Here is a 23,567-nt window from a genome sequence, read left to right as displayed (position 1 = left end):
AGGAAACCACGGGTCCCCACCCCGGACCGGGAGTACTGGCGCGACCCGCCTACTCGCTGCCGCACCGGCTGGGAAGGCACTCGTTGGACAACACGGCTGCGCTGCACGATGATCCGAGTCCTGAACTCGTTCGCCAGACGTGGAGGATGACATGGCGGTGCCGCGCAAGGCTGTTCTCGGTCTGGCGGTGGTGTCCGCCGCCACCTGCGCCGTGGTCGGCAATTCCGCGAGTGAAGCGCGTGCGGCCGGGGTCTACTATGGCGCGCTTGCGCTTTCGTCCAGTACCGGCGCCGTCGCGTCGGCGGTCAATTTCGCAAGCGCCGCCGCAGCCGAGACCGCGGCCCGTGCCGAGTGCGGCGTCACCGACTGCCGGGCCGTCGTGCAGTTCTGGAACGCCTGCGGGTCGGTGGCCCGCGGCGCGGACGGCAAGCACGGATGGGCGTGGGCGCCCACGCGCGCCGAAGCCGAGCAGAAGGCCATCGGCACCCTCGGTCTCAGCGCTCCCGCCTTCCCGGATCTCGGCAGCGCCATACCGCGCGCCGCGACCATCCGCCTGACCGCCTGCACGGCGACCGCCTGATCGAGGCGCGGTCACAGCTGGCCGCCGACCGTGCCGCGCCGGACAGCGCGGCGCCGCAATGATTTCCGAGCCGCGCATCCTCGGCAAATAGACACTCGTAGAGTAGGCGCGGGAATTTCGCGCACCATGGTCGAAACCGTCGTCGCTGTCAGGGGCGATTCACCTCAATCGATGCTCGAGCCCTGACTCGGGATCGCCGCGGTTCATGCTGACTGGACCGCGATTCATGCCTGATCGATGAAAATATCGGTGCGGGTGGCTCGTGTCAGCAATCTTCGAGGAAACTTCTGTGGCAGGGTGTTCCGCTGTGCAGACAATCCTGATCACGGGGGCGACATCGGGTATCGGTCTCGAATCGGCCCAGCAGCTGGCAGCTGAGGGGAATCGGCTCGTCTTGGTCGGGCGGAATCCGCAGAAGCTTTCCGCCGCGGCGGAGCTGGTGCGGTCCGCGGGGGCGGCGGGCGTCGAGACGCTGGAGTGCGATTTCGCCTCCCAGTCATCTGTCCGGCAGCTGGCCAAGGAGGTTCTGGCCGCATACGACCACTTGGATGTGCTGGCCAACAACGCGGGCGCCTACCACAACACTCGGATCGAAACCGAGGACGGCGTCGAGGCCACGTTCGCGGTCAACTTCCTCGGTGGTTTCCTGCTCACCGAACTGCTCACCGAGCTGATGGTGAGCAGCGCCCCGTCACGCATCGTGTTCACCTCCTCGGTCATGCAGTTCGGCGCCACCATGGATTTCACGGATCTGGGCTTCCGGCACGGATACTCGGGGGAGAAGGCGTACAGCCGCTCCAAGCTGGCGAACGTCCTCTACACACGGGCACTGGCGCGGCGTCTCGAAGGGACCGGAGTGACGGTCAACGCCTTTCACCCCGGTGCGGTGGCGACCGGGATCTGGGATTCGATGCCGTGGTTCGGCCAACCGTTGGTCGCGCTCGCCAAGCGACTGTTCATGGTGTCCGCCGCGGAGGGCGGACGAGCCCTCACGTACCTGGCCACCGATCCCGAAGTCGCCGCGGTCAGCGGCTGCTACTTCCAGAAGAACCGCGTCAAGGCTCCGTCGCGTCTGGCCCAGGACGACGCGGTCGCTCAGCAGCTGTGCGATATCAGCGCGGCCTTGGTGGGACTGACCGAGTAGACGTGGCGGGACCAGCGACTCCCGACAACGTTGTCGCCAGAGCATCACCGGACCTTTGTCGCCGACTGAAGCAGAAAGCAGGGGTTATGCTTCGTACTCGTTTCGAGTCGATCGGCTCGTACACACCCACGACCGTCCGCTCTACCGAGGATCTGATCGCCGAGCTGGCTGTGCCGAGGTCGTTGGATCTGGAGCGCATCACCGGCATCAGGAATCGGCGTGTCTACAACTCCGATCCGGACGGGTACGAATCGTCCTTCGAGCTGGCGTTGCACGCGATCGAGGACTGTCTGCTGTACTCCGACTACCGGGCCGACGAGCTGGACGTCGTCATCTCGGCCTCCATCACTCGCACCCGTGGCGCGGGAATCTTCTGCTACGCACCGTCTTTCGCATCGATGCTGGGCCGGGCGATCGGCGCGGACGCGGCACGGCACTTCGACGTCTCCAACGCCTGCGCCGGAATGCTCACCGGAGTGATGGTGCTCGACCGCATGATCAAGGCCGGGGTGGTGCGCAATGGCCTGGTGGTCAGCGGGGAGCAGATCACCCCGATCGCCGAGACGGCGGTGCGCGAGATCAGCCAGCCCTACGACCCGCAATTCGCGGCGTTGACCGTCGGGGACGCGGCGGTCGCGGTCGTGCTCGACGGGCGCGGTGACGACAACGACGAAATCCACTACGTCGAACTCATGACCACAGCCGACGGCGCCGAGCACTGCCTCGGCATGCCCAGTGACCGCACCGGCGGGATCGCGATGTACACCGACAACCGCGCCATGCAGAACGAGGCCCGGTACCAGCAGGCGATCAACCGCATAGCCGACTTCTTCGCCGAAACCGGTCGCAGGTGGGAGAGCGAGAAGTACGACTACTGGATCCACCACCAGTTCAGCGCCCCTGCCATCGAATACATCTCGGACCTGACCGAACGGCATTTCGGCACGCCGATGCCGCAGGCTCTCAATGTGTTGCAGGATTACGGCAATACGGCCTCGACCTCGCATTTCCTGGTCTTGCACGAATATCTCGCGCAACGCAGGATCCCCAAAGGGTCGAAAATCCTCATGATCCCGGCGGCGTCGGGAATCGTCTCCGGGTATCTGGCCGCGACCATCTCGCGTCTGGAGGCATGAGCATGGCGACGACGATCGTCTCGGCCGCGACGAACCGCGACCTCGACACCGGCAGCTACTTCGAATTGGCCGCCCGCGCGGCACTCGCCTGCGTGGAGCGCTCGGATGTCGGCCTCGACGAGATCGGCATGCTGGTCAACGCGGGTGTCTTCCGGGACAGCAACATCTCCGAGCCCGCGGTGTCGGCGCTCATCCAGAAGCGGATCGGCCTGGGACTGGCCTACGAGACGGGGCGTGTCCCCGCTTTCTCCTTCGACCTCATGCATGGCGCTACCGGTCTGCTGCATGCCATCGTGACCGCCGAAGCGTTCCTCGCCACCGGGACCGTGAGGTATGCGTTGCTCGTCGCGGGCGATACCCACCCCTCGACCCGGCGTGAGGTCGCCGGTTTCCCCTACAGCGCTGGTGGCGCCGCGCTGCTGCTCGGGAGTTCGGATGCCGCGGGCGGATTCGGCCGGCTGCACACCTGCGAGACCACCGGTCCCGTCGACCCGATCGCCTGGGTGGCCTTGGGCGATGCCGGCGCCGACGGCCGTAGCGCCATATGTGTTCGTGCCGGTGCGGATGACCCGGTGGATCTGGCGACCGCGACCGCGCGCTCCTGCCTGGACGAGGAAGGACTCGACGGCGGCGACTTCGCCGAGGGGCAGGCGGTGCTGCTGGCTCCGATCCCGGATGCCCGCTTCCGGGCCGGCTTGGCGGACGCCCTGGCCATACCGCCGCAGTCGGTCGTCGGCTTCGACCCCTCGCTCGAAGCTCCCTACACCGCGGCCCCGGTGCACGCCTACCTGAACGCACTGGACACGGGCCTGCTCGACACCGCGCGCACCGTCATCTTCCTGGCAGCGGACGGAGCATCGGCCGCCTGTCTCGCCTACCGGCCCCGGCTGGCGTCGCCCGCGCGACAGAAAGCGCCCGCGTTCGGGTGAAGTATGTGATTCGTGCCCGGATTGAGATGGCCTGGCTCGGGTAGGCCGAATCGACGACGAAAGGGGCACGCGATGGCACGGGAGAACGACACCGACAAGCACGACACCGACGAGAACGACGCCGGCGAGCCGAAGGGTGGCAGGCCGGGACCGAAGGATCAGGGCCGCGAAGGCGGGATGGCGACCAGGGAGATCGCCCCGGAGCTGACCGATCCGGACGAGCCGCGCGAGGAGTGAACGCCTTCGTGCCGCAATCCCGAATCGGTCGCGCTTGCGCGAGAACCCGATTCGGTGTGGCGGCCCACCGCGGCAGCGCCATCGAGCCGAGGAGGCCGGGAGAGCGGTTTCGAATGCGCCAGGGCGGGAATGGCGTCGGAGAGCTGACGCCGAGGAGGTTTTCGTGCCGGATGGGGACACTACCGGCCCGCAGCGGGTCGTGATCGTCGGGAGCGGATTCGCCGGATTCACCTGCGCCCAGAAGCTTTGCCGGATCGTGGCCCGGGCGAACCGGGACGTCGAGGTCGTACTCGTCACGCCCAACGACTACATGCTCTATACCCCGCTGCTGCCCGATGTGGCGGGCGGACTGATCGACCCTCGGTTCGTCGCCATTTCGCTGGCCGATTCGCTGCCGCGAGTCCGGTTGGTGGTGGCCACCGCCGAGTCGGTCGATCTGCGGAACAAGACGATCACGGTGACCAGCGAGCATCACCCCCCACGGCAGTTGTCGTGGGATCGGCTGGTACTCACCCCCGGGTCGGTCACCCGCCTGTTCGACATACCGGGCTTGGCGCAGCACGCCCGCGGGCTCAAGACCGTCGCCGAGGCGCTGTACCTGCGCGAGCAACTGCTGCGCCAACTCGAACTGGCCGACCAGGAAGACGACGCCGAGGTACGGCGTGCTCGGCGCACCGTGGTCGTCGTGGGGGCCTCCTACGCTGGCACCGAACTCGTCGCGCAGTTGCGCGCACTCGCCGACGCCTACGCCGCGCGCCGCGGGTTCGACCCCTCCGAGGTGCGCTTCCTCCTGCTCGACACCGCTGCGAGGGTGATGCCCGAGGTCGGCGAGCGCCTCAGCGACAAGGTGCTGAAGGTGCTGCGGCAACGCGGCATCGAGATCCGGCTGGAGACCTCACTGAGCGAACTCGGCGCGGACTCGGTCGCGCTCACCGACGGCACGGTCGTCCCGGCCCACACGGTCGCCTGGGTGACGGGCGTGACCGGTGCGCCGATGCTGAGCACGCTCGGCCTGCCACTCGAGAAGGGGCGCCTGGTGGTCGACGCGACGCTGGGCGTCCCCGGCCATCCCGACGTCTTCGCGGGCGGCGACGCGGCAGCCGTGCCCGACCTCACCAAGCAGGGCCGGATCACCCCGCCCACCGCCCAGCACGCCACGCGGCAGGGCAAGACACTCGCCAGGAACATCGCCGCCAGCCTGGGCATAGGCACGGCCACTCGGTACAAGCACCGCGACCTGGGCCTGGTCGTGGACCTGGGGCCTGGATTCGCGGTCGCGAACCCGATGGGCGTCCACCTCTCCGGTCTCCCCGCCAAAGCGGTGACTCGCGCCTATCACACGTTCGCGGTGCCCAGAGCCATCAACCGTTGGGCGATAACGGTTTCCTACCTGACCATCGCGGTGACGCCCCGGCCGCTGGCCCTGCTCGGACTCGTCAGCCACGAGGAAGCGAGCTTCGGCGCCAGCGAGGGAATTCCCGCCGGGCCGGGGTGAGCAGATCACCCGGCCGCGACCGTGCGGCAGAGGGCTGACCGAGAACTGGCGGCCGCCGTAGGTCGCCCGCGCCGACGAGCGCTCAGGCTCCCTTGCGGGCCGGAGCCTTCTTGGCGGCTTTCTTGGCGGGCGCCTTCTTTGCCGCACTCTTGGCGGCGGTGCTCTTGGACGCCGTGCCCTTCGTCGCGGTGCTCTTGGATGCGGTGCTCTTCGACGCTGCGCTCTTGCCCGCGCCGCTCTTGGCCGTGGCCTTCTTCGCCGCCTTCTTCGGCTCCTCGCCGCCGTCACCGCCCGCCGTCCGGCGACCACTGGCTTCCAGACTGCGTTGCAGCGCGGCGACCAGGTCGACCACCTCGGCGTCCATCCCGCTCGGGACGAGCTCCGGTTGCTCGGGCACCTTGCCGGTCCCGCTGGCGATCGCCTCGTCGAGCAGGCGTTTGAGCTCGATCTGGTACTCGTCGGTGAACTGGTCCGGATCGAAGTCGTCGGACATCGCCTCGACCAGCGTCTCGGCCATCTTGATCTCCTGCGGCCGGGGCTCGGCGACACCGTCCAGGGACTCGAATTCGACGGAGCGGACCTCGTCCGGCCACAACAGTGTCTGCAGCACCAGGATGCCGTCGCGCACGCGCAGCGCGGCCAGCCTGGTCTTCTGGCGCAGTGTGAAATACACCAGGGCGGTGCGCTCGATCTCCTCCAGCGTCCGAGCGAGCAGGACGTATGCCTTCGGCGTGCTGGAATCCGGTTCCAGGTAGTAGCTCTTCTCGAACAGGACGGGGTCGATCTGCTCGGACGGCACGAACTGCAGAACCGGGATCTCGTGTTTCTCCGCGACGGGCAGTTTCGCGAAGTCCTCGTCGCTCAGGACGACCTTGTCCCCGTCCGGGGACTCGTAGGCCTTATCGATGTCGGTGTACTGGACGGATTGACCGCACACGGTGCAGACACGCTCGTATTTGATCCGGCCTCCATCCTTGGCGTGCACCTGATGGAACCGGATGTCGTGGTCCTCGGTGGCGGTGTACACCTTCACCGGGACGTTCACCAGCCCGAATGCGATCGAGCCCTTCCAGATCGATCTCATGCATCCATCATGGCCGAAGCCCATCGACCTCGCGACCCAACCGGCATCCCGAGTGTCGCGGCCGCGACACGCAGGCGCAGCGGCCCCGGCAGCGCCCGGAACAGGGAACTCATCGCCGCGACCGTGCCGCCGAGGTCGGTGCGGCCCGACAGATAGGCGCGCTGCGTGGCCGGGGGCAGCGTGAAGAACGTGTCGAAGAACAGCGGGATGTCACCGGGCGGTAAAGCCAGCAGTGCCCGCAGCCCGGCGGTGCGCAGCTGGTAGACGACGCGTGCGCCGGGCGGCCACACGTCCGCACCCGCCGCCACCGCATCCGCGCAGGCCAGCACGGCGCCGACGCTGTAGCCGGTGGCCGGATGCAGGAATCCGCCCGCCGCGCCGAACCTGTGCGGCCCCGGACGTCCTCCTTGCACGGGGAACCGGACGTGCTCCACGGGTTCGGCGCCGGTGAGCCGGATGCCCCTGGCACGGAGCCGGTGGTGCAGGCGGGTGCGCAGTTGGGCGCCGGTCAGGGCGGGGCGACCGGCCAGGCAGGTCTCCTCCAACAGCATCCGCTCGTCGTCCAGCGGGACCGCGTAGAGGAACGAGCGCGGTGCGTGGGCTGCGGCGCCGTTGTCGGGACGCCAATCCATGAACAACGGATCCAATCCTCCGCATCGTTGCGCGTCCACGATCACGCCGTAGGCGGTCTGCTCGGCCCGTGCGGGGGAACGGCTGAGCCCGCGTGCGTCGACGACCCGGCCTCCGGTGATCGTCGCGCCGGACGCCAAGGTCACACGCTCGGGAGCAATATCGACCGCACGATCCGAGACGACGTGCGCACCGGACAGGTCCAGCGCGGTCTGCAGCCGCCCGGTATCCAGCACGACGTAAGGGCGGTCCACTCGGTGGGCGCGCGTTCCCCAGGCCGTCGGGCGCGGTACCGTCGCCGCGACGGCCTCCGGCGTCAGCCAATCGGGCAGTTCGTCGGCCCACGCCGCGTAGGTGGCCGTCCACCTGCGCCCCGGTGCGGGATCCACCACGGTGACCGTGAGCCCGCGCGCCGCGCCGCGGTGGGCGAGGGCGCGACCGGCCGGGCCGAGGCCACAGACGACGAGGTCGGGCTTCACGCCGGGCCCGTGTGGATCCGCAGAAATCCGTATCGATGCATGAACCGAGCCTCTCATCCGCCGGCTCGACGAGAGGCCGGCCGGGTCGAACGCGTCCGGTGCGAGTGTCCGCACGCGGACCCGGGTCCCGCGGGTGAACTCTTCGCGAATCCTGTCGCGACGATCGTGGCCGCCTCACCGCGTGCGGAACACCGCGGACGCGCAAGGCCCCATGGGCCGTCCTGGAGCGGCTGCCTTCCTCGGCCGGACAACGCGGCAGCATGCCGGTCCGGGGCCGGGACTCGGCGCAGTGGACGGAATGTGTTCGCGCTCACCGGAGTTTGTCGCACGTTGCTAGGATGCCGGGGCGCTGGCGCACGCATCCGGCTCCGGTGCCGAGTGTCAGGTGTCGGCGTACCGGTGCGCCGCGGATGGCGCGCCGGGCAGGTTGCCGACCGGCGGCCGCGGGAGTCCGAGGACGAAAGCGGTGCGACCGGAACGAGTTAGGGGTAGACGCAAGTGTTCGAACTGACCAGGCGGCGCAGCCGATGGATCCTGGCCGTGTTCGCGGTGCTCGCACTGGCGATGGGCACGCTGAGCGCGACGCTGTTCGACAAGGTGCAGGGCGGCGGGTACATCGACCCCGACAGCGAATCGAGCCGGGCGACCGCGGCACTGCGGGACGCCTTCGGCCAGGCGCCCCCGAATCTCGTGCTGCTGGTGCAGACGCGCCGGTCGGTGGACGACGACGCCGCGGCCACCGCGGCGACGAATCTGGTCACCGATCTGAAGGCGGCCTCCGGGGTGACAGGTGTCACCTCGTACTGGACCGACAAATCGCCCGCGCTGCGCAGCACCGACGGCACCAAGGGGCTGATCGTGGCCAGCATCCTCGGTGAGGAGGCCGAGGTCGACAAGCGGGTGGGTGATCTCGCCGACCGGTTCGCGGGCACGCACGGCCCGCTCGAGGTGCGGGTGGGCGGCTACGCGATGCTGTTGCACGAGACCGTGCAGCAGAGCGAGAAAGACGTCGTGCTCGGTGAATCCATCGCTTTTCCGATCACGCTGATCGCATTGCTGCTGGTGTTCGGCGGCCTGGTCGCGGCCAGCCTGCCGCTGGTCGTCGCCATGATCACGGTGATGATCACGATGGGGGCGCTGTGGCTGATCGCGAGCGTCACCGATCTCGCTGCGACCGCTACCAATGTCGCCACCCTGCTCGGGCTCGGCCTGGCGATCGATTACAGCCTGCTGATCATCAGCCGCTACCGCGACGAACTGGTCGCCGGACAGCAGCCCGCGGCAGCCGTGGCCGCGACCATGCGCTCGGCGGGGCGGACCGTCGCGTTCTCGGCCGTCACAGTCGCCGTGGCCCTCTCGGGTCTGCTGTTCTTCCCGCTGCTGGCCGTGCGGTCGATGGGGTACGCGGGTCTGGCGGTCGCGGCGATCGCGGCGACGGTGTCGCTGACCGTGCTGCCCGCCATCCTGTTCCTGCTCGGAACCAAGATCGACAGCGGGCAGTTGTGGTGGTTCCTGCGCGCCGCCCGCCCCGCGCCCGGCGAGGGCGCCTGGCATCGCCTGGCGAGGTTCGTGATGATGCGCCCGGTGCCCATCGGCCTATCGGTGACCGCCCTGTTGCTCGTGCTGGGCGCGCCTTTCCTCGGTGTGAAACTCGGCTTTCCCGACGAGCGTTCGCTCCCGGAGACGATGAACAATCGCCAGGTCACCGAGACCATCCAGCGCGACTTCGCCGCAACCGAGCATCACGGGCTGTTCGCCGTGCTGCCCGAAAGCGCCTACAGCGCGGCTGGTTTGGACGCCTACGCCCGGGAACTGTCGGAGATCGAGGACGTCCGCAGGGTCGACACCGCCACCGGCAGTTACAGCCACGGCGGTCTGCTCGCCCCGCCCACGGAGGCCAACGACCGCTTCCGCGCCGAGAACGCCGCCTACCTCACGGTGGTCCCGGACACCACCGATCCCGGTGTGCTGGACCGGATCGCCGCGGACGTGCGCGCGACGCCCGCCGCTTCACCGGTGCTGGTCGGCGGCGTGGCGGCGGCCAACGCGGACGCGATCGACGCGGTGGTTTCGGCGCTGCCGTACGCGCTGGTCTTCGTCGTGCTGATCATGATGGTGGTCCTGTTCCTGCTCACCGGCAGCGTCGTGCTGCCGCTGCTGGCGGTCGTGCTCAGCTTCCTGAGCCTCACCGCGACGTTCGGTGCGCTGGTGTGGATCTTCCAGGACGGTCACCTCTCCGGGCTGCTCGGCTTCACCGTCACCGGCGACCTGCCCCCGACGGTTCCGGTCATGCTGTTCGGCGTGGCGTTCGGTCTCGCCATGGACTACCAGGTGTTCTTGTTGGCGCGTATCCGGGAGGAGTACCAGCGCACCAGATCCAACGCCTTGGCCGTCACCTCCGGGCTGGAGCGGATCGGCCGGATCGTCACCGCGGCGGCGGTCCTGATCTCGCTGGTGTTCCTCGGTTTCCTCGCCTCCGACATCACCTTCATGAAGGCGTTCGGCATCGGGCTACCGCTCGCCGTCCTGGTGGACGCGACCCTGGTGCGCGGCTTCCTGCTGCCCGCGGCCATGGAACTGCTCGGCGATTGGAACTGGTACGCGCCCGGACCGCTGCGCAAACTGCACCGGCGATTCGGCATCGAAGAGCAGTCTGCCGCCCCGGCGGTCGCAGGTCGCGAGGATTGGCGTCAGCCCGCCCGGCTCTGACCGCGGCAGCCTGGGCGGATCGGGTAGGGTCTTGCGGGCAGCCGGGGGGAGTCCACACGGGGTGGGACGGCTGTCGGGAGATGTGGAGGGCGCTCGCGATGACCTATCCATCCGGCTCCGAATTCGGGGCCGGCTCAGAGGGTTACGGCACAGGGGACGAGACGTACCCATCGGACTGGGGGCGGATGTCGCCGCCGAGCGCGTACCCGGTGGCGGCATGGGAGGAGCCTCCGCTTCCACCGCCGCCGAGGTCCGGAAAGGGTGTCATCGTCGCTCTGGTGGTCGGCCTCGTGGTCGTGCTGGTGGCGGTCGGTGTCGGCGTGGCGCGGTATCCGCGCGAGCGAGGGCACGCGCAAGCCGCGGCGACCTCCGCCGAAGCGACGTCGGCCGCTGCGACCACACGCACGGGCGCCGCCACCAGCACGCGCCCGGCGCGCCCCGCTTCGGGCAGGCTGAGCTACACCGAATACGCGGGGGACTGGGACTTCCGGTTCGATCGCGTGGAACTGCACGCCGACTGGGTGGACGGTCGTGATCACGCCGATTGCGGCCCCATCGAGGCGGCGGGCAAGCTCACCGGCCTCGGTTGCGCCTACGCGGCGGAACTGGTGTACCGGACCGAGGGCGGCGCGCTCATGCTCACCCAGTTCGTGCTCGGCATGACCGATCAAGGCCGGGCCGCCGCGGCGAAGGACCGGTTCACCGACGCCGACCTCACGCTGCGCCCCGGCACCTACATCAAGGGCTATGCGACCGGCAAGTGGAAGGACGGCAGCCAGAAGGAGTTCGTGGTGGTGACGCTGGCGACCGCCACCGACGCGGTCGACGCGCCGACCGTCGAGAAGTACCTGCGCTACCGGCACGCCGACATGCTCGGCGCACTGGCGTTCCGGTAGCGCACCGCACCCCGAGGGTCTTGTGCGGGGTCAGATCCCGCCGGTGGACAGCAGCCCGCCGTCCACGCGCACCGTCTCGCCTGTGATCCACGCCGCCTCGTCGGAGACCAGGAAGCCGATCAGGCGCGCCACGTCCTCCGGAGTGCCTAGCCGCTTCATCGGGTACACGCTCGCGGCGCGCTCCTCATCGGACGAATACAGCGCGTCGGCGAACTTCGTCTTGATCACGCCCGGCGCGACCGCGTTCACCCGGATCTTCGGCCCCAGCTGCCAGGCGAGTTCACCGGTGAGATGGATCAGCGCGGACTTGGACGCGCCGTAGGCGGCGATCACGCCGGTCGAGCGGATGCCCGCCACGCTGGCCACGTTGACCACGGCGCCGCCGTGGTCGCGCATCCACGCCCGGTAGGCCTCCTGGATGTAGCCGAGGGCCGCGACCACGTTCACGTCGAAGATCTTGCGCACGGCGTCCAGGTCGGCGTCCATCAGGGAACCGAAGACCGGGTTGATGCCGGTGTTGTTGATCAGGACATCCAGCGAACCGAACTCCGTGACCGCGCGCTCGACCGCGGCCGCCCGATCCTCGGCGACGCCCGAGTTTCCCGGCAGGGCGACGACCTGGCCCTGGTGTCCCAGCCCGCGCAGCTCGGCGGCGGCCTCCTCCAGCGGGTCCTTCTTCCGCGCGGTGATCAGCACGTTCGCGCCGCGTGCGAGCAACTCCGCCGCGACCGCCTTGCCGATGCCCCGGCTGGCCCCCGTGACCAGTGCGCTCTTGCCCAATAGATCGGTACTCATGGCTCGCACGGTAGCGCAGCTGTTCGCGCGGGCCGTTACCGCCGTCACATGCGGGGTGCCGACAAGGGGAAGGTCCCTTCGCGCCGGGTAAAATCGGTGGTTCTTGTGCGCGTCGGGTCGCACAATCGAGCACGCGTCCAGCACCACGATCCACGAGGAGAAGTTTGTGATCACCGCGACCGACCTGGAGGTCCGGGCCGGAGTCCGCACCCTGCTGTCCGCACCGGGACCGGCGCTGCGGGTGCAGGCGGGCGACCGGATCGGGCTGGTCGGGCGCAACGGCGCGGGAAAGACCACCACGCTGCGCATCCTGGCCGGAGAGGGGGAGCCGTACGCCGGAAAGATCCTCCGCTCCAGCGACATCGGCTACCTGCCCCAGGATCCGCGCGAGGGCAACCTGGACGTGCTGGCCCGGGACCGGGTGCTGTCGGCGCGCGGCCTGGACACGCTGATCCGGGAGATGGAGAAGCAGCAGGCGCTGATGGCGGAGGTCGCCGACGACAAAGAGCGCGAGAAGGCGGTCCGCAAGTACGGCAGGCTCGAAGAGCGTTTCTCGGCCCTCGGCGGTTACGTCGCCGAGAGCGAGGCGGCGCGCATCTGCCACAGCCTCGGTCTGCCCGACCGGGTGCTCGGGCAGTCGCTGCGCACCCTGTCCGGTGGTCAGCGGCGGCGAATCGAATTGGCCCGCATCCTGTTCGCGGCCTCCGACGGCAGCGGCGGGCGTTCGGACACCATCTTGCTGCTGGACGAGCCGACCAACCACCTCGACGCCGACTCGATCACCTGGTTGCGGGGATTCCTGCAGAATCACGACGGCGGCCTGATCGTGATCAGTCACGACGTGGAACTGCTCGCCGACGTGGTGAACAAGGTGTGGTTCCTGGACGCGGTGCGCGGCGAGGCCGACGTCTACAACATGGGCTGGAAGAAGTATCTGGACGCGCGCGCCACCGATGAGCAGCGCAGGCGCCGGGAACGCGCGAATGCCGAGAAGAAGGCGAGTGCGTTGCGCGCCCAGGCGGCCAAGCTCGGCGCCAAGGCCACGAAAGCCACTGCGGCGCAGAACATGGCCAAGCGCGCCGATCGCCTGCTGGCCGAACTCGACGACGTGCGCGTCGCCGACAAGGTCGCCCGGATCAAGTTCCCCGAGCCCGCGGCCTGCGGCAAGACGCCGCTGATGGCCGAGAACCTGACCAAGGTCTACGGCTCGCTGGAGATCTTCACCGGTGTCGATCTCGCGATCGACCGCGGCAGCCGGGTGGTGGTGCTGGGGCTCAACGGCGCGGGTAAGACGACGTTGCTGCGCCTGCTGGCCGGAGTGGAACAGCCGACAGCGGGCGGCTTGGTGCCGGGACACGGCCTGAAGGTCGGGTACTTCGCCCAAGAGCACGACACCCTGGACGACAACGCCACCGTGTGGGAGAACATCCGTCACGCGGCGCCGGACGCGGGCGAGCAGGATCTGCGCGGCCTACTCGGCGCGTTCATGTTCTCCGGTCCGCAGCTCGAGCAGCCCGCGGGCACCCTCTCAGGCGGTGAGAAGACCCGTCTCGCGCTGGCCGGACTGGTCTCCTCCGCAGCGAACGTGCTGCTGCTGGACGAGCCCACGAACAACCTCGACCCCGTCTCGCGAGAGCAGGTGCTGGACGCCCTGCGCACCTACGCGGGCGCCGTGGTGCTGGTCACCCACGACCCGGGCGCAGCGGAGGCGCTGTCTCCGGAACGCGTGATCCTGCTCCCGGACGGGACAGAAGACCATTGGTCGGCCGAATATCTGGAACTTATTCAGCTTGCGTGAGTTTCATCACAGGAACCCGTTGATCACGGCCTGCTGAGTGCTTAGCCTGGAAAGACGCTGCTCGGCGACTCGGAGGAAGCCATGAGCGACAGGCCACAAAGCAAGGCCCCATTGGGTAAGGGCACACGCGTCACCGGGAAGTCACGCGATCGCCTACAAACCCAGCTGAAGAAACAGTACGAGGCGGGTGCGAGCATCCGGTCACTGGCGCGGTCCACCGGCCGCTCCTACGGCTTCATCCATAACGTGCTGGTGGAGTCGGATGTGCAACTCCGCAGCCGGGGCGGAGCCAATCGCCGCAAGAGCCAATAGCGCCGCCGTACCGGCGCGATGAATCCGCGCCGCGAGCACCGTCCGCACTGTGGGGACACGTTGTCGACGGAAGGAACCTCGTGGTGCGGGACTTGCTGCTGCAGATCATGGTGACGCTGGACGGCTATGCGACCGGCCCGGACGGAGCGCTCGACTGGATCGAAGTCGACGACCCAGAACTGGACGCCTACCTCGCCGAGTTGCTCGGCGGCGTCGATGCCCAGATCTTCGGGCGCACGTCTTACGAGCTGCTGGCCGGGTATTGGCCCGACGCGCAACGCGATCCGGCGACGCCGGGGGACGCGATGCTGGCCCCGCTGGTCAACGCGCTGCCCAAGCTCGTGCTGTCGCACCGGACGGACCTGGAACTGCCCTGGCAGCCCGCCCGCCGGATCGGCGCGGACCTGCCCGCCGAGATCGCGGAGCTGAAGAACAGTCCCGGCAAGCCGCTGGTGGTGTTCGCTGGTGTCCGCACGGCGCAGGAGTTCCTGCGTCTCGACGCGGTGGACGAACTTCGGCTGCTGGTGTTTCCGGTGCTGCTCGGCGCAGGCCTGCCGCTGTTCGGCGAGGTCGCACCCCGGCTGCTACGACTGGTGGACGCCGTGGCGTTCCGGGCCTCCGGCGTGGTGCTGCAGACCTATCGCCGGGCTCAGTAGCCCGCCACTGTGCCGTCGCCGTCCACCAGCAAGTTGGCCAGGCTGCGAAAGATCGGCAGCCCGGTCTTGATCTCCAGGTAGGCGAACTGGCCTTGCGGGTTGACCTCGAGGAAGTAGTACTCACCGTCGCGGCCGAGCCGAATGTCGAGCACGCCGAAGGACAATCCGAGCGCGCCCATCAGGGTGGCCAGCGACTTGCTCACCGCGGCGGGCAGATGATCGGGCACGAAGTCGACGGAGGTGTCCAGGCGGGAGTCGACCTTGCCGACACCGGCCTGCGAGTCGATGCGCACCGTCCACTCGACTCCGTCCACCCACACCACGCGCAGGTCGCAAGTGGCGTCGATGTAGTCCTGGAAGGTGGTCGGCGCCGAACGGATCGCGGCCAGCCTGCCGAAATCGTTGCTGGAGATGATCCTGGTCTCGGCGAACTCCGCCCGGCTGGTGCCGGTGCGTTTGTAAACGACCGGGCCCGGACGGGATTCGACGAAGCTGCGCGCCTCGTCCGGGTCGTTGGTGATCAGGGTCTCCGGCACCGTGAACCCGGCCCGCAGCGCCGTCTCGAGTTGCACGATCTTGCGTCCCGCGGTGCGATCGGCCCCCGGGTCGTTGACCCAGTAGGCGGGGATGGACCACAGCAGCCCCTGGATGAATCCGTCGCACTCGGCCTGACGGAAATCGTTGTCCGAGGCGCGGACACCCGCGGGCACCCGCGCGGGGTGTGGGCGCCGCCACCACACCGACCGGACGTCGTCGAGACCGATCAGGTGCGACAGCGAGCGTGTGGTGCCGAGCCGGTCCAGCCGGAAGCTGCCGGACTCGCGGGGGAAATCACGCAGGTCGAGCTGGATCGGGGCGAGCCCGTGGTGTTCTCGAAGCGTCGCCGCCATCGCCGTGGCGTGTAGATCATCGGACTCGGACACGATCAGGACCGAACCACGCTGGCGTGCCGCCATCCGCCTGCCGCTCAGTCGAGGCTGTCGCAGTTGATGCCGTCGTCGCTGCCGTTGATCGATTTGGTCTGGCAGTAGGTGAACGTCGCCCCGCTCGTGCCGGGGTAGTCGACGAGTTGTAGCCGATCGGCCCAGCTTTCGGTGAGCTGACGCAGCTGGTCGTCGCCGAGCGCCTCCGACGGTGACTCCGGAATGGTCATCGGCCGATCGACCAGATCGATCCGTAGCCTGCGGGTGAAATCGGCGGTGGCGCCGGCGCGGATGTCCACCAGCACCGGACGGCCGTCCTGATCGGCGTGCGGCACTGCGGAATCGATGACGCGCAGGACATCGGACCGGCAGAACGTCCACGTTCCCTCCGCGACGCGCACGCTGATCTCCCGGTCCGATTCCGCGACCAGCAGACCCTGGAGGGGGGCGGCGCGGTCACCCTTCGGTGTCGTTCCGGAAAGGCGGATTGCGTCGGTCATAGCCGTTTCTCCGATCTGCTCACAATTTGCCACGACCCCCGAGCGTGTGAGCGATCATATCGCGGTAGTGGCCTCTATCGGCTCGGATCGCGAGATTTCCCGGCCCGCGGCAAACCGAATTCCGACCCATAAGCGCCAAGTACCGAAAGATTTCCGGTAGCCTGGAAGCACGTCGGGCGCAACGATCGAGCTATCGCCCGCGATGCGCGGACGGAGTCCATAGCCCGATATTGGCGGCTGTGCATCTGTACTTTCGCGCACCTCGGCCGTACTTTCGCACTCGGCGGAGGTGGGGACCGGGGATGCGGCTGCTTGCGCACCACATCGTATTCCCCTGCTCCGGTACGTGGCGCCTTGTGACCAACTCGCTCGAATCCGACTGCGCCTTCTCCGTTTCGGAGGTGCCCGACAGGCTTCAGTTCCGGTTGCCTTCACGCTGTGCCCACCAGGCAGGGGCGTCGACGAAGTGGTTGTCGAACTCGTCCTGGGCAGCGGCGAGTTCGGCCATCGTGGATGAGCCCTCGGCGATCCGTTCCAGCAGCCGGAAGTACTCGAAACGCTGTACCCCGGGTGTGAGCGCGATCAGAATGCGGGCCGTGCTGTCCGGTGCGGCGCCGAACGCGTGCGGCATGAATTTCGGGACCACGATCGAACCACCCGCGCCGACGGTGACGATGCGGTCACCGGCAAGCAGTTGCAGTTCTCCTTCGGCGACGTAGAACAGCTCGTCGGAACGTGTGTGATAGTGCGGCGCCGCACCGTCGGCGCCGCGTTCCATGCCGACCTCGAGCGTGCTCAGCCCGCCGCCGGCCTCTTCGGCATCGATCAGCAGGCGCACGGTGACCGACCGGGTGTGCAGGACCTCCGCGTCCTGCGGCTGCCGGATCGCGACGTCTTTGCGCGGGGCGGGAATGGGCATCTCGAGCTCCAGTTGTTCGCTGATTGATAATTCGTCACCGAACTATATACCACCGAATAGAATCCGGTCCATGACCGAGCGGAAGACCGACGCCGTGGACGCGATCGTGGCGCAGTGGGAGCGCGAACGACCGGACCTCGATCTGGAGGCGATGGCCGTGGTCGGACGGCTGGGGCGGCTGTTCCTGGTGGCGCAGCGCGAGGTCGAGGCGGTATTCGGCAAGCACGGCCTGCAGCGCGGCGAATTCGACGTGCTTGCCGCACTGCGCCGTTCGGGCGAGCCGTTCGAGCTCAATCCGTCGGTGCTGGCCGACACGCTGATGCTCTCCCGTGCGGGCATGACCGGACGGCTGGACCGGCTGGAGTCGGCGGGGCTGGTGCGGCGCGTCGCGGACGTGCACGACCGCAGGGCGGTTCGCGTCGCACTCACCGGTGCGGGGCGCAAGCTGGTCGACATCGTGGTCACCGAGCACACCGCGAACGAGACCCGATTGCTGTCCGTGCTCACCGCCGCCGAGCGGCGGGAACTGGACCGGCTCGCGCGAATTCTGCTGGGCAGCATGGAGCCGGACGGGTAGCCGAGGTAGCTCACACAGCCGGTGATCCGCCGAATCGCGTTCTACATGGGAGAACTCGTGCCGCGATGAGGTAGCTCGATACTCGTGTCAGCGTGGTGGCCCGGGTTTACCGTGGAATCGCGTGCCGAAAGTTTCGGTGCGGTTGTGCAAGGAGGCCACGATGATCGACATCATCACTCTCCGCGGAACCGGCGAGCCGCGGAACTCCGACGGAACGCCCGCGGGCATGCTGCACGACGTGACGAAACTACTCGACACCGGCAAGTTCAGCTGCTTCGAACCGGATTGGCCCGCTTCGGTGGGCCCCGTGCCAGAGGTCTGGGGTCCTTCCTTGGAGACGTCGGTGCGGCTCGGCATCGCTGCGGGGGTGAAGGCGATCCAGGACTCGCCGAATGTCTGCGGGCTGCTGAGCTATTCGCTCGGCGGAATCTGCGCCAGCCGGATCCTGGAGGGCGTCCAAGCGGGGAAGTACAAGAACACCGACGGCACGCCGCTGGAGATCGCGTTCGTGGTGAACATCGCCAATCCGTTGCGCCGCGCCGGGCAGTCGGTCGGAAACCTCTGCCCGGTGAGTACGTTCGGCCTGCACGGGCAACGCGGAACCTGGCCCGCCGCGGTCGCGGTCCGCGAGTACGCCAACCCGGGCGACATCATCACCGCGTCACCGAAGAATTCGCCGTTGCGCATCATCGGGGTCGGCGTCTCCCCGTTCTCCTTCGTCGAGGGCGCCCGCATCGGTGACGTCGCGCCGCTGATCTTCGCCGAACTGCTGGAAATCCTGCTGCGCGACCCGATCGGCAACCTCGACCGCTACACCGCGGCGGTCCGCGGTGTCGTCGGCTACCTCACCCCCTGGCCCTACGGCCAGCACGTCCTCTACAACCACCAGCACATGCCGGGGACGAACGTCCCGTGGACCACGCACGCCGCGGAGTACATCAATACGACGTACTGAGTACTCCGCGCCGCGCGCGCTCGACGCTCTCGCACGGAGAAATCACTGCTTGCGCCGGACCGACGCCTCGACGAGATCCAATACCGCCGAGAGGTTCTCGTTGGTGTGCCCGGAGGCGATCCGCGCGATCAAGCCGTCGAGGACGAGGTCGAGGTAGCCGAGCAGGACGTCGGTGGGCACGTCGTCGCGCAGCGCGCCCGCGGCCTTGCGGCGTTCCAGGCGGGCCAGGGTGGCGGCGGTGAGCTCGGCCGAACGCTGGGTCCAGCCCGCGCGGAATTCGGGATCGGTGCGCAGCCGCCGCGCGATCTCCAGACGGGTTCCGAGCCAGTTGAACTGCTCGGGGTGGGCGAGCATGTCGCGCATCACCTGCACGATGCCCTGGTTGGCCGCCACGTCGGCCATGCGTTCGGCGTCCTCCTGGGCGAGGGCGAGAAACAGCGCGTCCTTGTCGCGGAAGTGGTGGAAAATGGCGCCCCGGGATAGCCCGATCTCTTCCTCGAGGCGGCGCACGGTGGCGCCGTCGTAGCCGTACTCGGCGAAGCAGCGGCGTGCTCCGTCGAGAATCTGGCCGCGCCGGGCGGCGAGGTGATCGTCACTGACCTTGGGCATCAGGATCCTCCAACGGGGATACACGGACCCCCCGCGTCGGCGCTACACCGACGCGGGGGTTCACACAGTACGAGCGCGCGTCCCGTGTTCGCGGGCGCCGAGGGCGGGAGTCCGGGACGCGCGAACACGAGACCTCAGCGGCGCGAACACGCGCCGCCCGAGGCGGCGCGATCAGGCACGGATCATGTTGCGCAGCACGTACTGCAGGATGCCGCCGTTGCGGTAGTAGTCCGCCTCACCGGGAGTGTCGATCCGCACCACCGCGTCGAAGGTGATCTTGTCACCGTTCTCCTTGGTGGCGGTGACCTTCAGGGTCTTCGGGGTGACACCCTCGTTCAGCTGGGTGATGCCCTCGATGTCGAAGGTCTCGGTGCCGTCCAGTTTCAGCGACGCGGCCGACTCGCCCGCCGGGAACTGCAGCGGGATGACGCCCATGCCGATGAGGTTGGAGCGGTGGATGCGCTCGAACGACTCGGTGATGACGGCCCGCACGCCCAACAGGCGGGTGCCCTTGGCGGCCCAGTCACGCGAGGAGCCCGAACCGTACTCCTTGCCGCCGAGCACGACCAGCGGGATGTCCGCGGCCTGGTAGTTCTGCGACGCGTCGTAGATGAACGCCTGCGGCCCGCCGGGCTGGGTGAAGTCGCGGGTGTAACCACCCGAGACGTCGTCGAGCAGCTGGTTGCGCAGCCGGATGTTGGCGAAGGTGCCGCGGATCATCACCTCGTGGTTACCACGACGCGAGCCGTAGGAGTTGTAGTCCTTGCGCTCGACGCCGTTGGCCTCCAGGTACTGGGCGGCCGGGGTGCCCGGCTTGATGTTGCCCGCCGGAGAGATGTGGTCGGTGGTGACCGAGTCGCCGAGCAGAGCGAGCACCCGGGCGCCCTTGATGTCGGTGACCGGTTCCGGCGTCTGCGGCATGCCCTCGAAGTACGGGGGCTTGCGCACGTAGGTGGACTGCGGATCCCACTCGAAGGTCTTGCCCTCCGGCGTGGGCAGGCCGCGCCAGCGCTCGTCGCCCCGGAAGACGTCCTTGTAGTCCTCGAGGAACATGTCGCGGCTGATGACCCGGTCGATGGTGTCCTGGATCTCCTGCGGCGAGGGCCAGATGTCCTTCAGGAAGACGTCGTTGCCCTCGTTGTCCTTGCCGAGCGGGTCGTTCTCGAAGTCGAAGTCCATGGTTCCCGCGAGCGCGTAGGCGATGACCAGCGGCGGGGAGGCCAGGTAGTTCATCTTGACGTCGGGGGAGATCCGTCCTTCGAAGTTGCGGTTGCCCGACAGCACCGCGGTGACGGTGAGGTCGTTGTCGTTGACCGCCTTGGAGATCTCCTCCGGCAGCGGGCCGGTGTTGCCGATGCAGGTGGCGCAACCGAACGCGACCAGGTTGAAGCCCAGCTTGTCCAGGTACGGCCACAGGCCGGCCTTCTCGTAGTAACCGTTGACGACCTGCGAGCCCGGCGCCATGGAGGTCTTCACCCACGGCTTGCGGGCCAAGCCCTTGTCCACCGCGTTGCGGGCCAGCAGGGCCGCGCCGATCATGACCGACGGGTTGGAGGTGTTGGTGCAGGAGGTGATCGAGGCGACCACGACCGCGCCGTGGTCCAGCACGAAGTCGCCGTACTCCTCGGTGGAGACCTTGACCGGCTTGCTCGGGCGGCCCTCCGCGCCGTTCGCGGCGGACGGCGTGAAGTCGGAGCCGTCGTCGGCGAAGGACAGCACGGCCGGGTCACTGGCCGGGAAGGATTCCTCGACGGCCTCGTCCAGCTTGCTGTGCGGGGTGTCGGCGGCGGGGCCGCTCTCCGCGTCGCTGGTGTAGTTGTGGATGTCCTTGCGGAACGCGATCTTGGACTCCGACAGCAGGATCCGGTCCTGCGGCCGCTTCGGGCCCGCGATGGACGGGACAACGGTGCTCAGGTCCAGCTCGAGGTACTCGGAGTAAGCGGGCTCGGAGTCGGCGTCGTGCCAGAGACCCTGCTCCTTGGCGTACGCCTCGACCAGTGCGACCTGCTCGTCGGAACGTCCGGTCAGGCGCAGGTATTCGACGGTCACGTCATCGATCGGGAAGATCGCGGCGGTGGAACCGAATTCGGGGCTCATGTTGCCCAGGGTGGCGCGGTTGGCCAGCGGTACCTCGGCCACGCCCTTGCCGTAGAACTCGACGAACTTGCCGACCACACCGTGCTTGCGCAGCATGTCGGTGACGGTGAGCACCACGTCGGTCGCGGTCACGCCCGGCTTGATCTCGCCGGTCAGCTTGAAGCCGACCACGCGCGGAATCAGCATCGACACGGGCTGGCCGAGCATGGCCGCCTCGGCCTCGATGCCGCCGACACCCCACCCCAGGACGCCGAGGCCGTTGACCATGGTGGTGTGCGAGTCGGTGCCGACACAGGTGTCGGGGTAGGCCTGGCCGTTGCGGACCATGACGACGCGGGCCAGGTGCTCGATGTTGACCTGGTGCACGATGCCGGTACTGGGCGGGACGACCTTGAAGTCGTCGAACGCGGTCTGGCCCCAGCGCAGGAACTGGTAGCGCTCGCCGTTGCGCTGGTACTCGATGTCGACGTTGCGCTCGAAGGCGTCCGCGCGGCCGAAGACGTCGATGATGACGGAGTGGTCGATGACCATCTCGGCGGGAGCGAGCGGGTTCACCTTGTTCGGGTCGCCGCCCAGGGTGGCCACCGCCTCGCGCATCGTGGCCAGGTCGACGATGCACGGCACGCCGGTGAAGTCCTGCATGATGACGCGGGCGGGCGTGAACTGGATCTCGGTGTTCGGCTGCGCCGTCGGATCCCACTTCGCGATGGCGCGAATGTGATCGGCGGTGATGTTGACGCCGTCCTCGGTGCGGAGGAGATTCTCCGCGAGGACCTTCAGTGCGTAGGGGAGTTTCTCGGTGCCGGGCACGGCGGAGAGGCGGAAAATCTCATAGGAGTTGCTTCCGACCTCGAGGGTGCCCTTGGCGCCGAAAGTATCGATACTTGTCGTCACGTCAGCTCCACTCGTCTGTGAGGGCGGTCGCCGGCGGGGCTGTGCCGGCGGCCGAGTCTTCGGAGGTGCTCCGGTGCCGCTCGGGCGCCGGTTCCTCGCGTTACGACCTTAACAGTACGCTTGTCCTGTGAAACACCAGGGGGCGGTTGCGCGTGCCGTGGACCGATGATGCGACACTCCGTCGCGTACTGTGCTTCCGAGCCAGCAAGGGGGACCTCGCTCGACCCTGCAGTGTTGAATGCCCGTCGCTTCGGTTGCCGATGCGGCTCGACAGACCGGATGGAAGATGACCGCCCCGCACAACTCGGTTTTCACGCCCATGGCCGCCGAATTGCCGCCGAATGTCACCGCCGACACCGTGCGCTCGCTCAACGCCGATCTGGCCGACGATCATGTCGCGACGCTGACCGGCAAGGACGAGGCGGAGTTGGCCGTCATCGCCGCGGAGGCGCGATCGCAAGGAATCCCGCTGAGCATCGTGGTCGTCCCCGGCAATCCAGGACACGACTCGAGCCTGCGGGACCTGGCCACCGAGATCGGCAAGACTCAGCACGGCACGGTCGTCGTCCTCAGCGACGACTGGATCGGCACCTACAGCGACTCGATCAGCCGTGTGCAGCTGGAATGGGCCGAGGACGCGGCGAAGTACAAGCAGGGTAAGAGCGGGGAGGCCGCGAGCATCTTCGTGGCCCGTCTGGAGACGCCCGAGTCGGTGTCCTGGACCGCGATCACGGGCACGCTGTTGCTCGGGACGGCGGCGGCCATCGCCGGGCTGTACTGGATCAAGTCGCGGCGTTCGGCGGACGGCGTGAGCGATCCCCGCGTGGCACGGGACGAGTCACCCGACGCGCGCACCAACTGAACTTTCGCCCCTTCCTCCTGCGCGGTCGGCTTCGGCAGACGTCCTCCACAGGGGTTCCATCCCCGCCGGCCGCGGCTACCCGACGTCGCCGCCTGGAATCGCTGTCGCGGTTCCCGCGCGTCCGGGTGCGAGATCTTCGCTGCGTGCGAAGTAGCGGTGCCGCCGAACTAGGGGACTAACGGGAATCGCAGTATCTCTATAGCTACTTTTCCGGACGGTTGGTCTGTAGTGGACCGAAAACGGTTTCGCCGGGTCTAGCAAACTTCTAGCAAAGAAGAAATGGCGAACATCCAGCGCGGTAGATGCGGTTCACTCGGTGGCGCAAGTGTCATACGGTTCGAATGGTCCCTG

Annotated in this window: 22 protein-coding genes; 14 read left to right on the top strand and 8 right to left on the bottom strand. The window is 68.1% G+C overall.

The features are described 5' to 3' along the window. Positions 1–151: 151 nt before the first annotated feature. From GVY39_RS18365 to GVY39_RS18345, 6 genes are all read left to right on the top strand, one after another. Positions 152–580 carry a DUF4189 domain-containing protein gene (locus tag GVY39_RS18365; protein ID WP_159926090.1) on the top strand — a complete coding sequence of 143 codons (429 nt, stop codon included), beginning with the start codon at positions 152–154 and terminating at the stop codon, positions 578–580. A 307-nt stretch (positions 581–887) separates the two neighbouring features. Next, entirely contained in the window at positions 888–1,724 is an 837-nt protein-coding gene (locus GVY39_RS18360) for an SDR family oxidoreductase (RefSeq protein WP_159926088.1), read from the top strand. Positions 1,725–1,810: 86 nt separating this feature from the next. Continuing rightward, positions 1,811–2,860, top strand: coding sequence for a 3-oxoacyl-ACP synthase III family protein (locus GVY39_RS18355; RefSeq protein WP_159926086.1), 1,050 nt, complete (start codon positions 1,811–1,813; stop codon positions 2,858–2,860). A gap of 2 nt (positions 2,861–2,862) precedes the next feature. Continuing rightward, entirely contained in the window at positions 2,863–3,789 is a 927-nt protein-coding gene (locus GVY39_RS18350) for a hypothetical protein (protein WP_159926084.1), read from the top strand. A 72-nt stretch (positions 3,790–3,861) separates the two neighbouring features. Further along, positions 3,862–4,026, top strand: coding sequence for a hypothetical protein (locus GVY39_RS33935; protein ID WP_195071345.1), 165 nt, complete (start codon positions 3,862–3,864; stop codon positions 4,024–4,026). Positions 4,027–4,189: 163 nt separating this feature from the next. Further along, the gene (locus GVY39_RS18345) at positions 4,190–5,521 is read left to right on the top strand and encodes an NAD(P)/FAD-dependent oxidoreductase (RefSeq protein ID WP_236565520.1); all 1,332 of its coding nucleotides are present in this window, start codon (positions 4,190–4,192) and stop codon (positions 5,519–5,521) included. 82 nt (positions 5,522–5,603) lie between these two features. Here GVY39_RS18345 and GVY39_RS18340 read toward each other — a convergent pair whose 3' ends face one another. Together GVY39_RS18340 and GVY39_RS18335 are read right to left on the bottom strand one after the other, a co-directional pair. After that, on the bottom strand, positions 5,604–6,605 hold the full coding sequence (locus tag GVY39_RS18340) for a Ku protein (protein WP_159926082.1): 1,002 nt from the start codon (positions 6,603–6,605) through the stop codon (positions 5,604–5,606). Continuing rightward, positions 6,602–7,714, bottom strand: a complete 1,113-nt coding sequence (locus tag GVY39_RS18335; RefSeq protein ID WP_236565519.1) for a lycopene cyclase family protein — start codon at positions 7,712–7,714, stop codon at positions 6,602–6,604. Before GVY39_RS18335 ends, GVY39_RS18340 begins: the two co-directional genes overlap by 4 nt. 498 nt (positions 7,715–8,212) lie before the next feature. On the opposite strand from GVY39_RS18335, the gene GVY39_RS18330 reads away from it, so the two are divergent. Together GVY39_RS18330 and GVY39_RS18325 are read left to right on the top strand one after the other, a co-directional pair. Further along, positions 8,213–10,423 carry an MMPL family transporter gene (locus GVY39_RS18330; protein WP_159926078.1) on the top strand — a complete coding sequence of 737 codons (2,211 nt, stop codon included), beginning with the start codon at positions 8,213–8,215 and terminating at the stop codon, positions 10,421–10,423. Between the two features lie 98 nt (positions 10,424–10,521). Beyond that, positions 10,522–11,319 (top strand): hypothetical protein, encoded by a 798-nt coding sequence (locus tag GVY39_RS18325; RefSeq protein WP_159926076.1) that lies wholly within the window; start codon positions 10,522–10,524, stop codon positions 11,317–11,319. Between the two features lie 30 nt (positions 11,320–11,349). Here the strand turns inward: GVY39_RS18325 and GVY39_RS18320 are convergent, their stop codons facing one another. Further along, complete coding sequence (locus GVY39_RS18320) at positions 11,350–12,114, bottom strand: SDR family oxidoreductase (protein WP_159926074.1); 765 nt, start codon at positions 12,112–12,114, stop codon at positions 11,350–11,352. A gap of 166 nt (positions 12,115–12,280) precedes the next feature. Here GVY39_RS18320 and GVY39_RS18315 point away from each other — a divergent pair, with 166 nt between their 5' ends. The 3 genes from GVY39_RS18315 (at position 12,281) to GVY39_RS18310 (ending at position 14,880) form a co-directional block, all read left to right on the top strand. Further along, positions 12,281–13,912 carry an ABC-F family ATP-binding cassette domain-containing protein gene (locus GVY39_RS18315; protein ID WP_159926072.1) on the top strand — a complete coding sequence of 544 codons (1,632 nt, stop codon included), beginning with the start codon at positions 12,281–12,283 and terminating at the stop codon, positions 13,910–13,912. Positions 13,913–13,993: 81 nt separating this feature from the next. After that, the gene (locus GVY39_RS34455) at positions 13,994–14,224 is read left to right on the top strand and encodes a helix-turn-helix domain-containing protein (RefSeq protein WP_223513684.1); all 231 of its coding nucleotides are present in this window, start codon (positions 13,994–13,996) and stop codon (positions 14,222–14,224) included. A gap of 83 nt (positions 14,225–14,307) precedes the next feature. Next, positions 14,308–14,880: a dihydrofolate reductase family protein gene (locus tag GVY39_RS18310; protein WP_159926070.1), complete on the top strand. Its 573-nt coding sequence runs from the start codon at positions 14,308–14,310 to the stop codon at positions 14,878–14,880. Here GVY39_RS18310 and GVY39_RS18305 read toward each other — a convergent pair. The 3 genes from GVY39_RS18305 to GVY39_RS18295 all read right to left on the bottom strand — a co-directional run bounded on the left by GVY39_RS18305 (position 14,874) and on the right by GVY39_RS18295 (position 17,222). Beyond that, positions 14,874–15,803, bottom strand: coding sequence for a hypothetical protein (locus GVY39_RS18305; RefSeq protein ID WP_236565518.1), 930 nt, complete (start codon positions 15,801–15,803; stop codon positions 14,874–14,876). The genes GVY39_RS18310 and GVY39_RS18305 overlap by 7 nt on opposite strands. A gap of 44 nt (positions 15,804–15,847) precedes the next feature. Further along, positions 15,848–16,303, bottom strand: a complete 456-nt coding sequence (locus GVY39_RS18300; protein ID WP_159926066.1) for a hypothetical protein — start codon at positions 16,301–16,303, stop codon at positions 15,848–15,850. A 415-nt stretch (positions 16,304–16,718) separates the two neighbouring features. Continuing rightward, entirely contained in the window at positions 16,719–17,222 is a 504-nt protein-coding gene (locus GVY39_RS18295; RefSeq protein ID WP_159926064.1) for a cupin domain-containing protein, read from the bottom strand. Between the two features lie 70 nt (positions 17,223–17,292). On the opposite strand from GVY39_RS18295, the gene GVY39_RS18290 reads away from it, so the two are divergent. Together GVY39_RS18290 and GVY39_RS18285 are read left to right on the top strand one after the other, a co-directional pair. Next, positions 17,293–17,799, top strand: coding sequence for a MarR family winged helix-turn-helix transcriptional regulator (locus GVY39_RS18290; RefSeq protein ID WP_159926062.1), 507 nt, complete (start codon positions 17,293–17,295; stop codon positions 17,797–17,799). Between the two features lie 121 nt (positions 17,800–17,920). Further along, positions 17,921–18,754 (top strand): hypothetical protein, encoded by an 834-nt coding sequence (locus tag GVY39_RS18285; protein ID WP_236565517.1) that lies wholly within the window; start codon positions 17,921–17,923, stop codon positions 18,752–18,754. Positions 18,755–18,796: 42 nt separating this feature from the next. Here GVY39_RS18285 and GVY39_RS18280 read toward each other — a convergent pair whose 3' ends face one another. Next, the gene (locus tag GVY39_RS18280; protein WP_159926058.1) at positions 18,797–19,363 is read right to left on the bottom strand and encodes a TetR/AcrR family transcriptional regulator; all 567 of its coding nucleotides are present in this window, start codon (positions 19,361–19,363) and stop codon (positions 18,797–18,799) included. A 171-nt stretch (positions 19,364–19,534) separates the two neighbouring features. Continuing rightward, entirely contained in the window at positions 19,535–22,354 is a 2,820-nt protein-coding gene (locus GVY39_RS18275; protein WP_159926056.1) for an aconitate hydratase, read from the bottom strand. A 286-nt stretch (positions 22,355–22,640) separates the two neighbouring features. On the opposite strand from GVY39_RS18275, the gene GVY39_RS18270 reads away from it, so the two are divergent. Next, entirely contained in the window at positions 22,641–23,216 is a 576-nt protein-coding gene (locus GVY39_RS18270; protein ID WP_159926054.1) for a DUF6676 family protein, read from the top strand. The last annotated feature ends 351 nt before the right edge of the window (positions 23,217–23,567 follow it).

The organism is Nocardia sp. CY15 (genome assembly GCF_009829295.1).
Lineage (GTDB): Bacteria > Actinomycetota > Actinomycetes > Mycobacteriales > Mycobacteriaceae > Nocardia > Nocardia sputi.
The sequence above is the reverse complement of the archived record's forward strand: the minus strand, read 5'-3'. Positions and strand labels throughout refer to the sequence as shown.

What these genes read in the sequence shown, in the direction of transcription:
- GVY39_RS34455 (WP_223513684.1), top strand. Translation starts at nt 13,994, where the DNA reads ATGAGCGACAGGCCACAAAGCAAGGCCCCATTGGGTAAGGGCACACGC.
- GVY39_RS18295 (WP_159926064.1), bottom strand. Translation starts at nt 17,222, where the DNA reads ATGCCCATTCCCGCCCCGCGCAAAGACGTCGCGATCCGGCAGCCGCAG.
- GVY39_RS18270 (WP_159926054.1), top strand. Translation starts at nt 22,641, where the DNA reads ATGACCGCCCCGCACAACTCGGTTTTCACGCCCATGGCCGCCGAATTG.
- GVY39_RS18355 (WP_159926086.1), top strand. Translation starts at nt 1,811, where the DNA reads ATGCTTCGTACTCGTTTCGAGTCGATCGGCTCGTACACACCCACGACC.
- GVY39_RS18280 (WP_159926058.1), bottom strand. Translation starts at nt 19,363, where the DNA reads ATGCCCAAGGTCAGTGACGATCACCTCGCCGCCCGGCGCGGCCAGATT.
- GVY39_RS18365 (WP_159926090.1), top strand. Translation starts at nt 152, where the DNA reads ATGGCGGTGCCGCGCAAGGCTGTTCTCGGTCTGGCGGTGGTGTCCGCC.
- GVY39_RS18320 (WP_159926074.1), bottom strand. Translation starts at nt 12,114, where the DNA reads ATGAGTACCGATCTATTGGGCAAGAGCGCACTGGTCACGGGGGCCAGC.
- GVY39_RS18340 (WP_159926082.1), bottom strand. Translation starts at nt 6,605, where the DNA reads ATGAGATCGATCTGGAAGGGCTCGATCGCATTCGGGCTGGTGAACGTC.
- GVY39_RS18325 (WP_159926076.1), top strand. Translation starts at nt 10,522, where the DNA reads ATGACCTATCCATCCGGCTCCGAATTCGGGGCCGGCTCAGAGGGTTAC.
- GVY39_RS33935 (WP_195071345.1), top strand. Translation starts at nt 3,862, where the DNA reads ATGGCACGGGAGAACGACACCGACAAGCACGACACCGACGAGAACGAC.
- GVY39_RS18290 (WP_159926062.1), top strand. Translation starts at nt 17,293, where the DNA reads ATGACCGAGCGGAAGACCGACGCCGTGGACGCGATCGTGGCGCAGTGG.
- GVY39_RS18300 (WP_159926066.1), bottom strand. Translation starts at nt 16,303, where the DNA reads ATGACCGACGCAATCCGCCTTTCCGGAACGACACCGAAGGGTGACCGC.
- GVY39_RS18350 (WP_159926084.1), top strand. Translation starts at nt 2,863, where the DNA reads ATGGCGACGACGATCGTCTCGGCCGCGACGAACCGCGACCTCGACACC.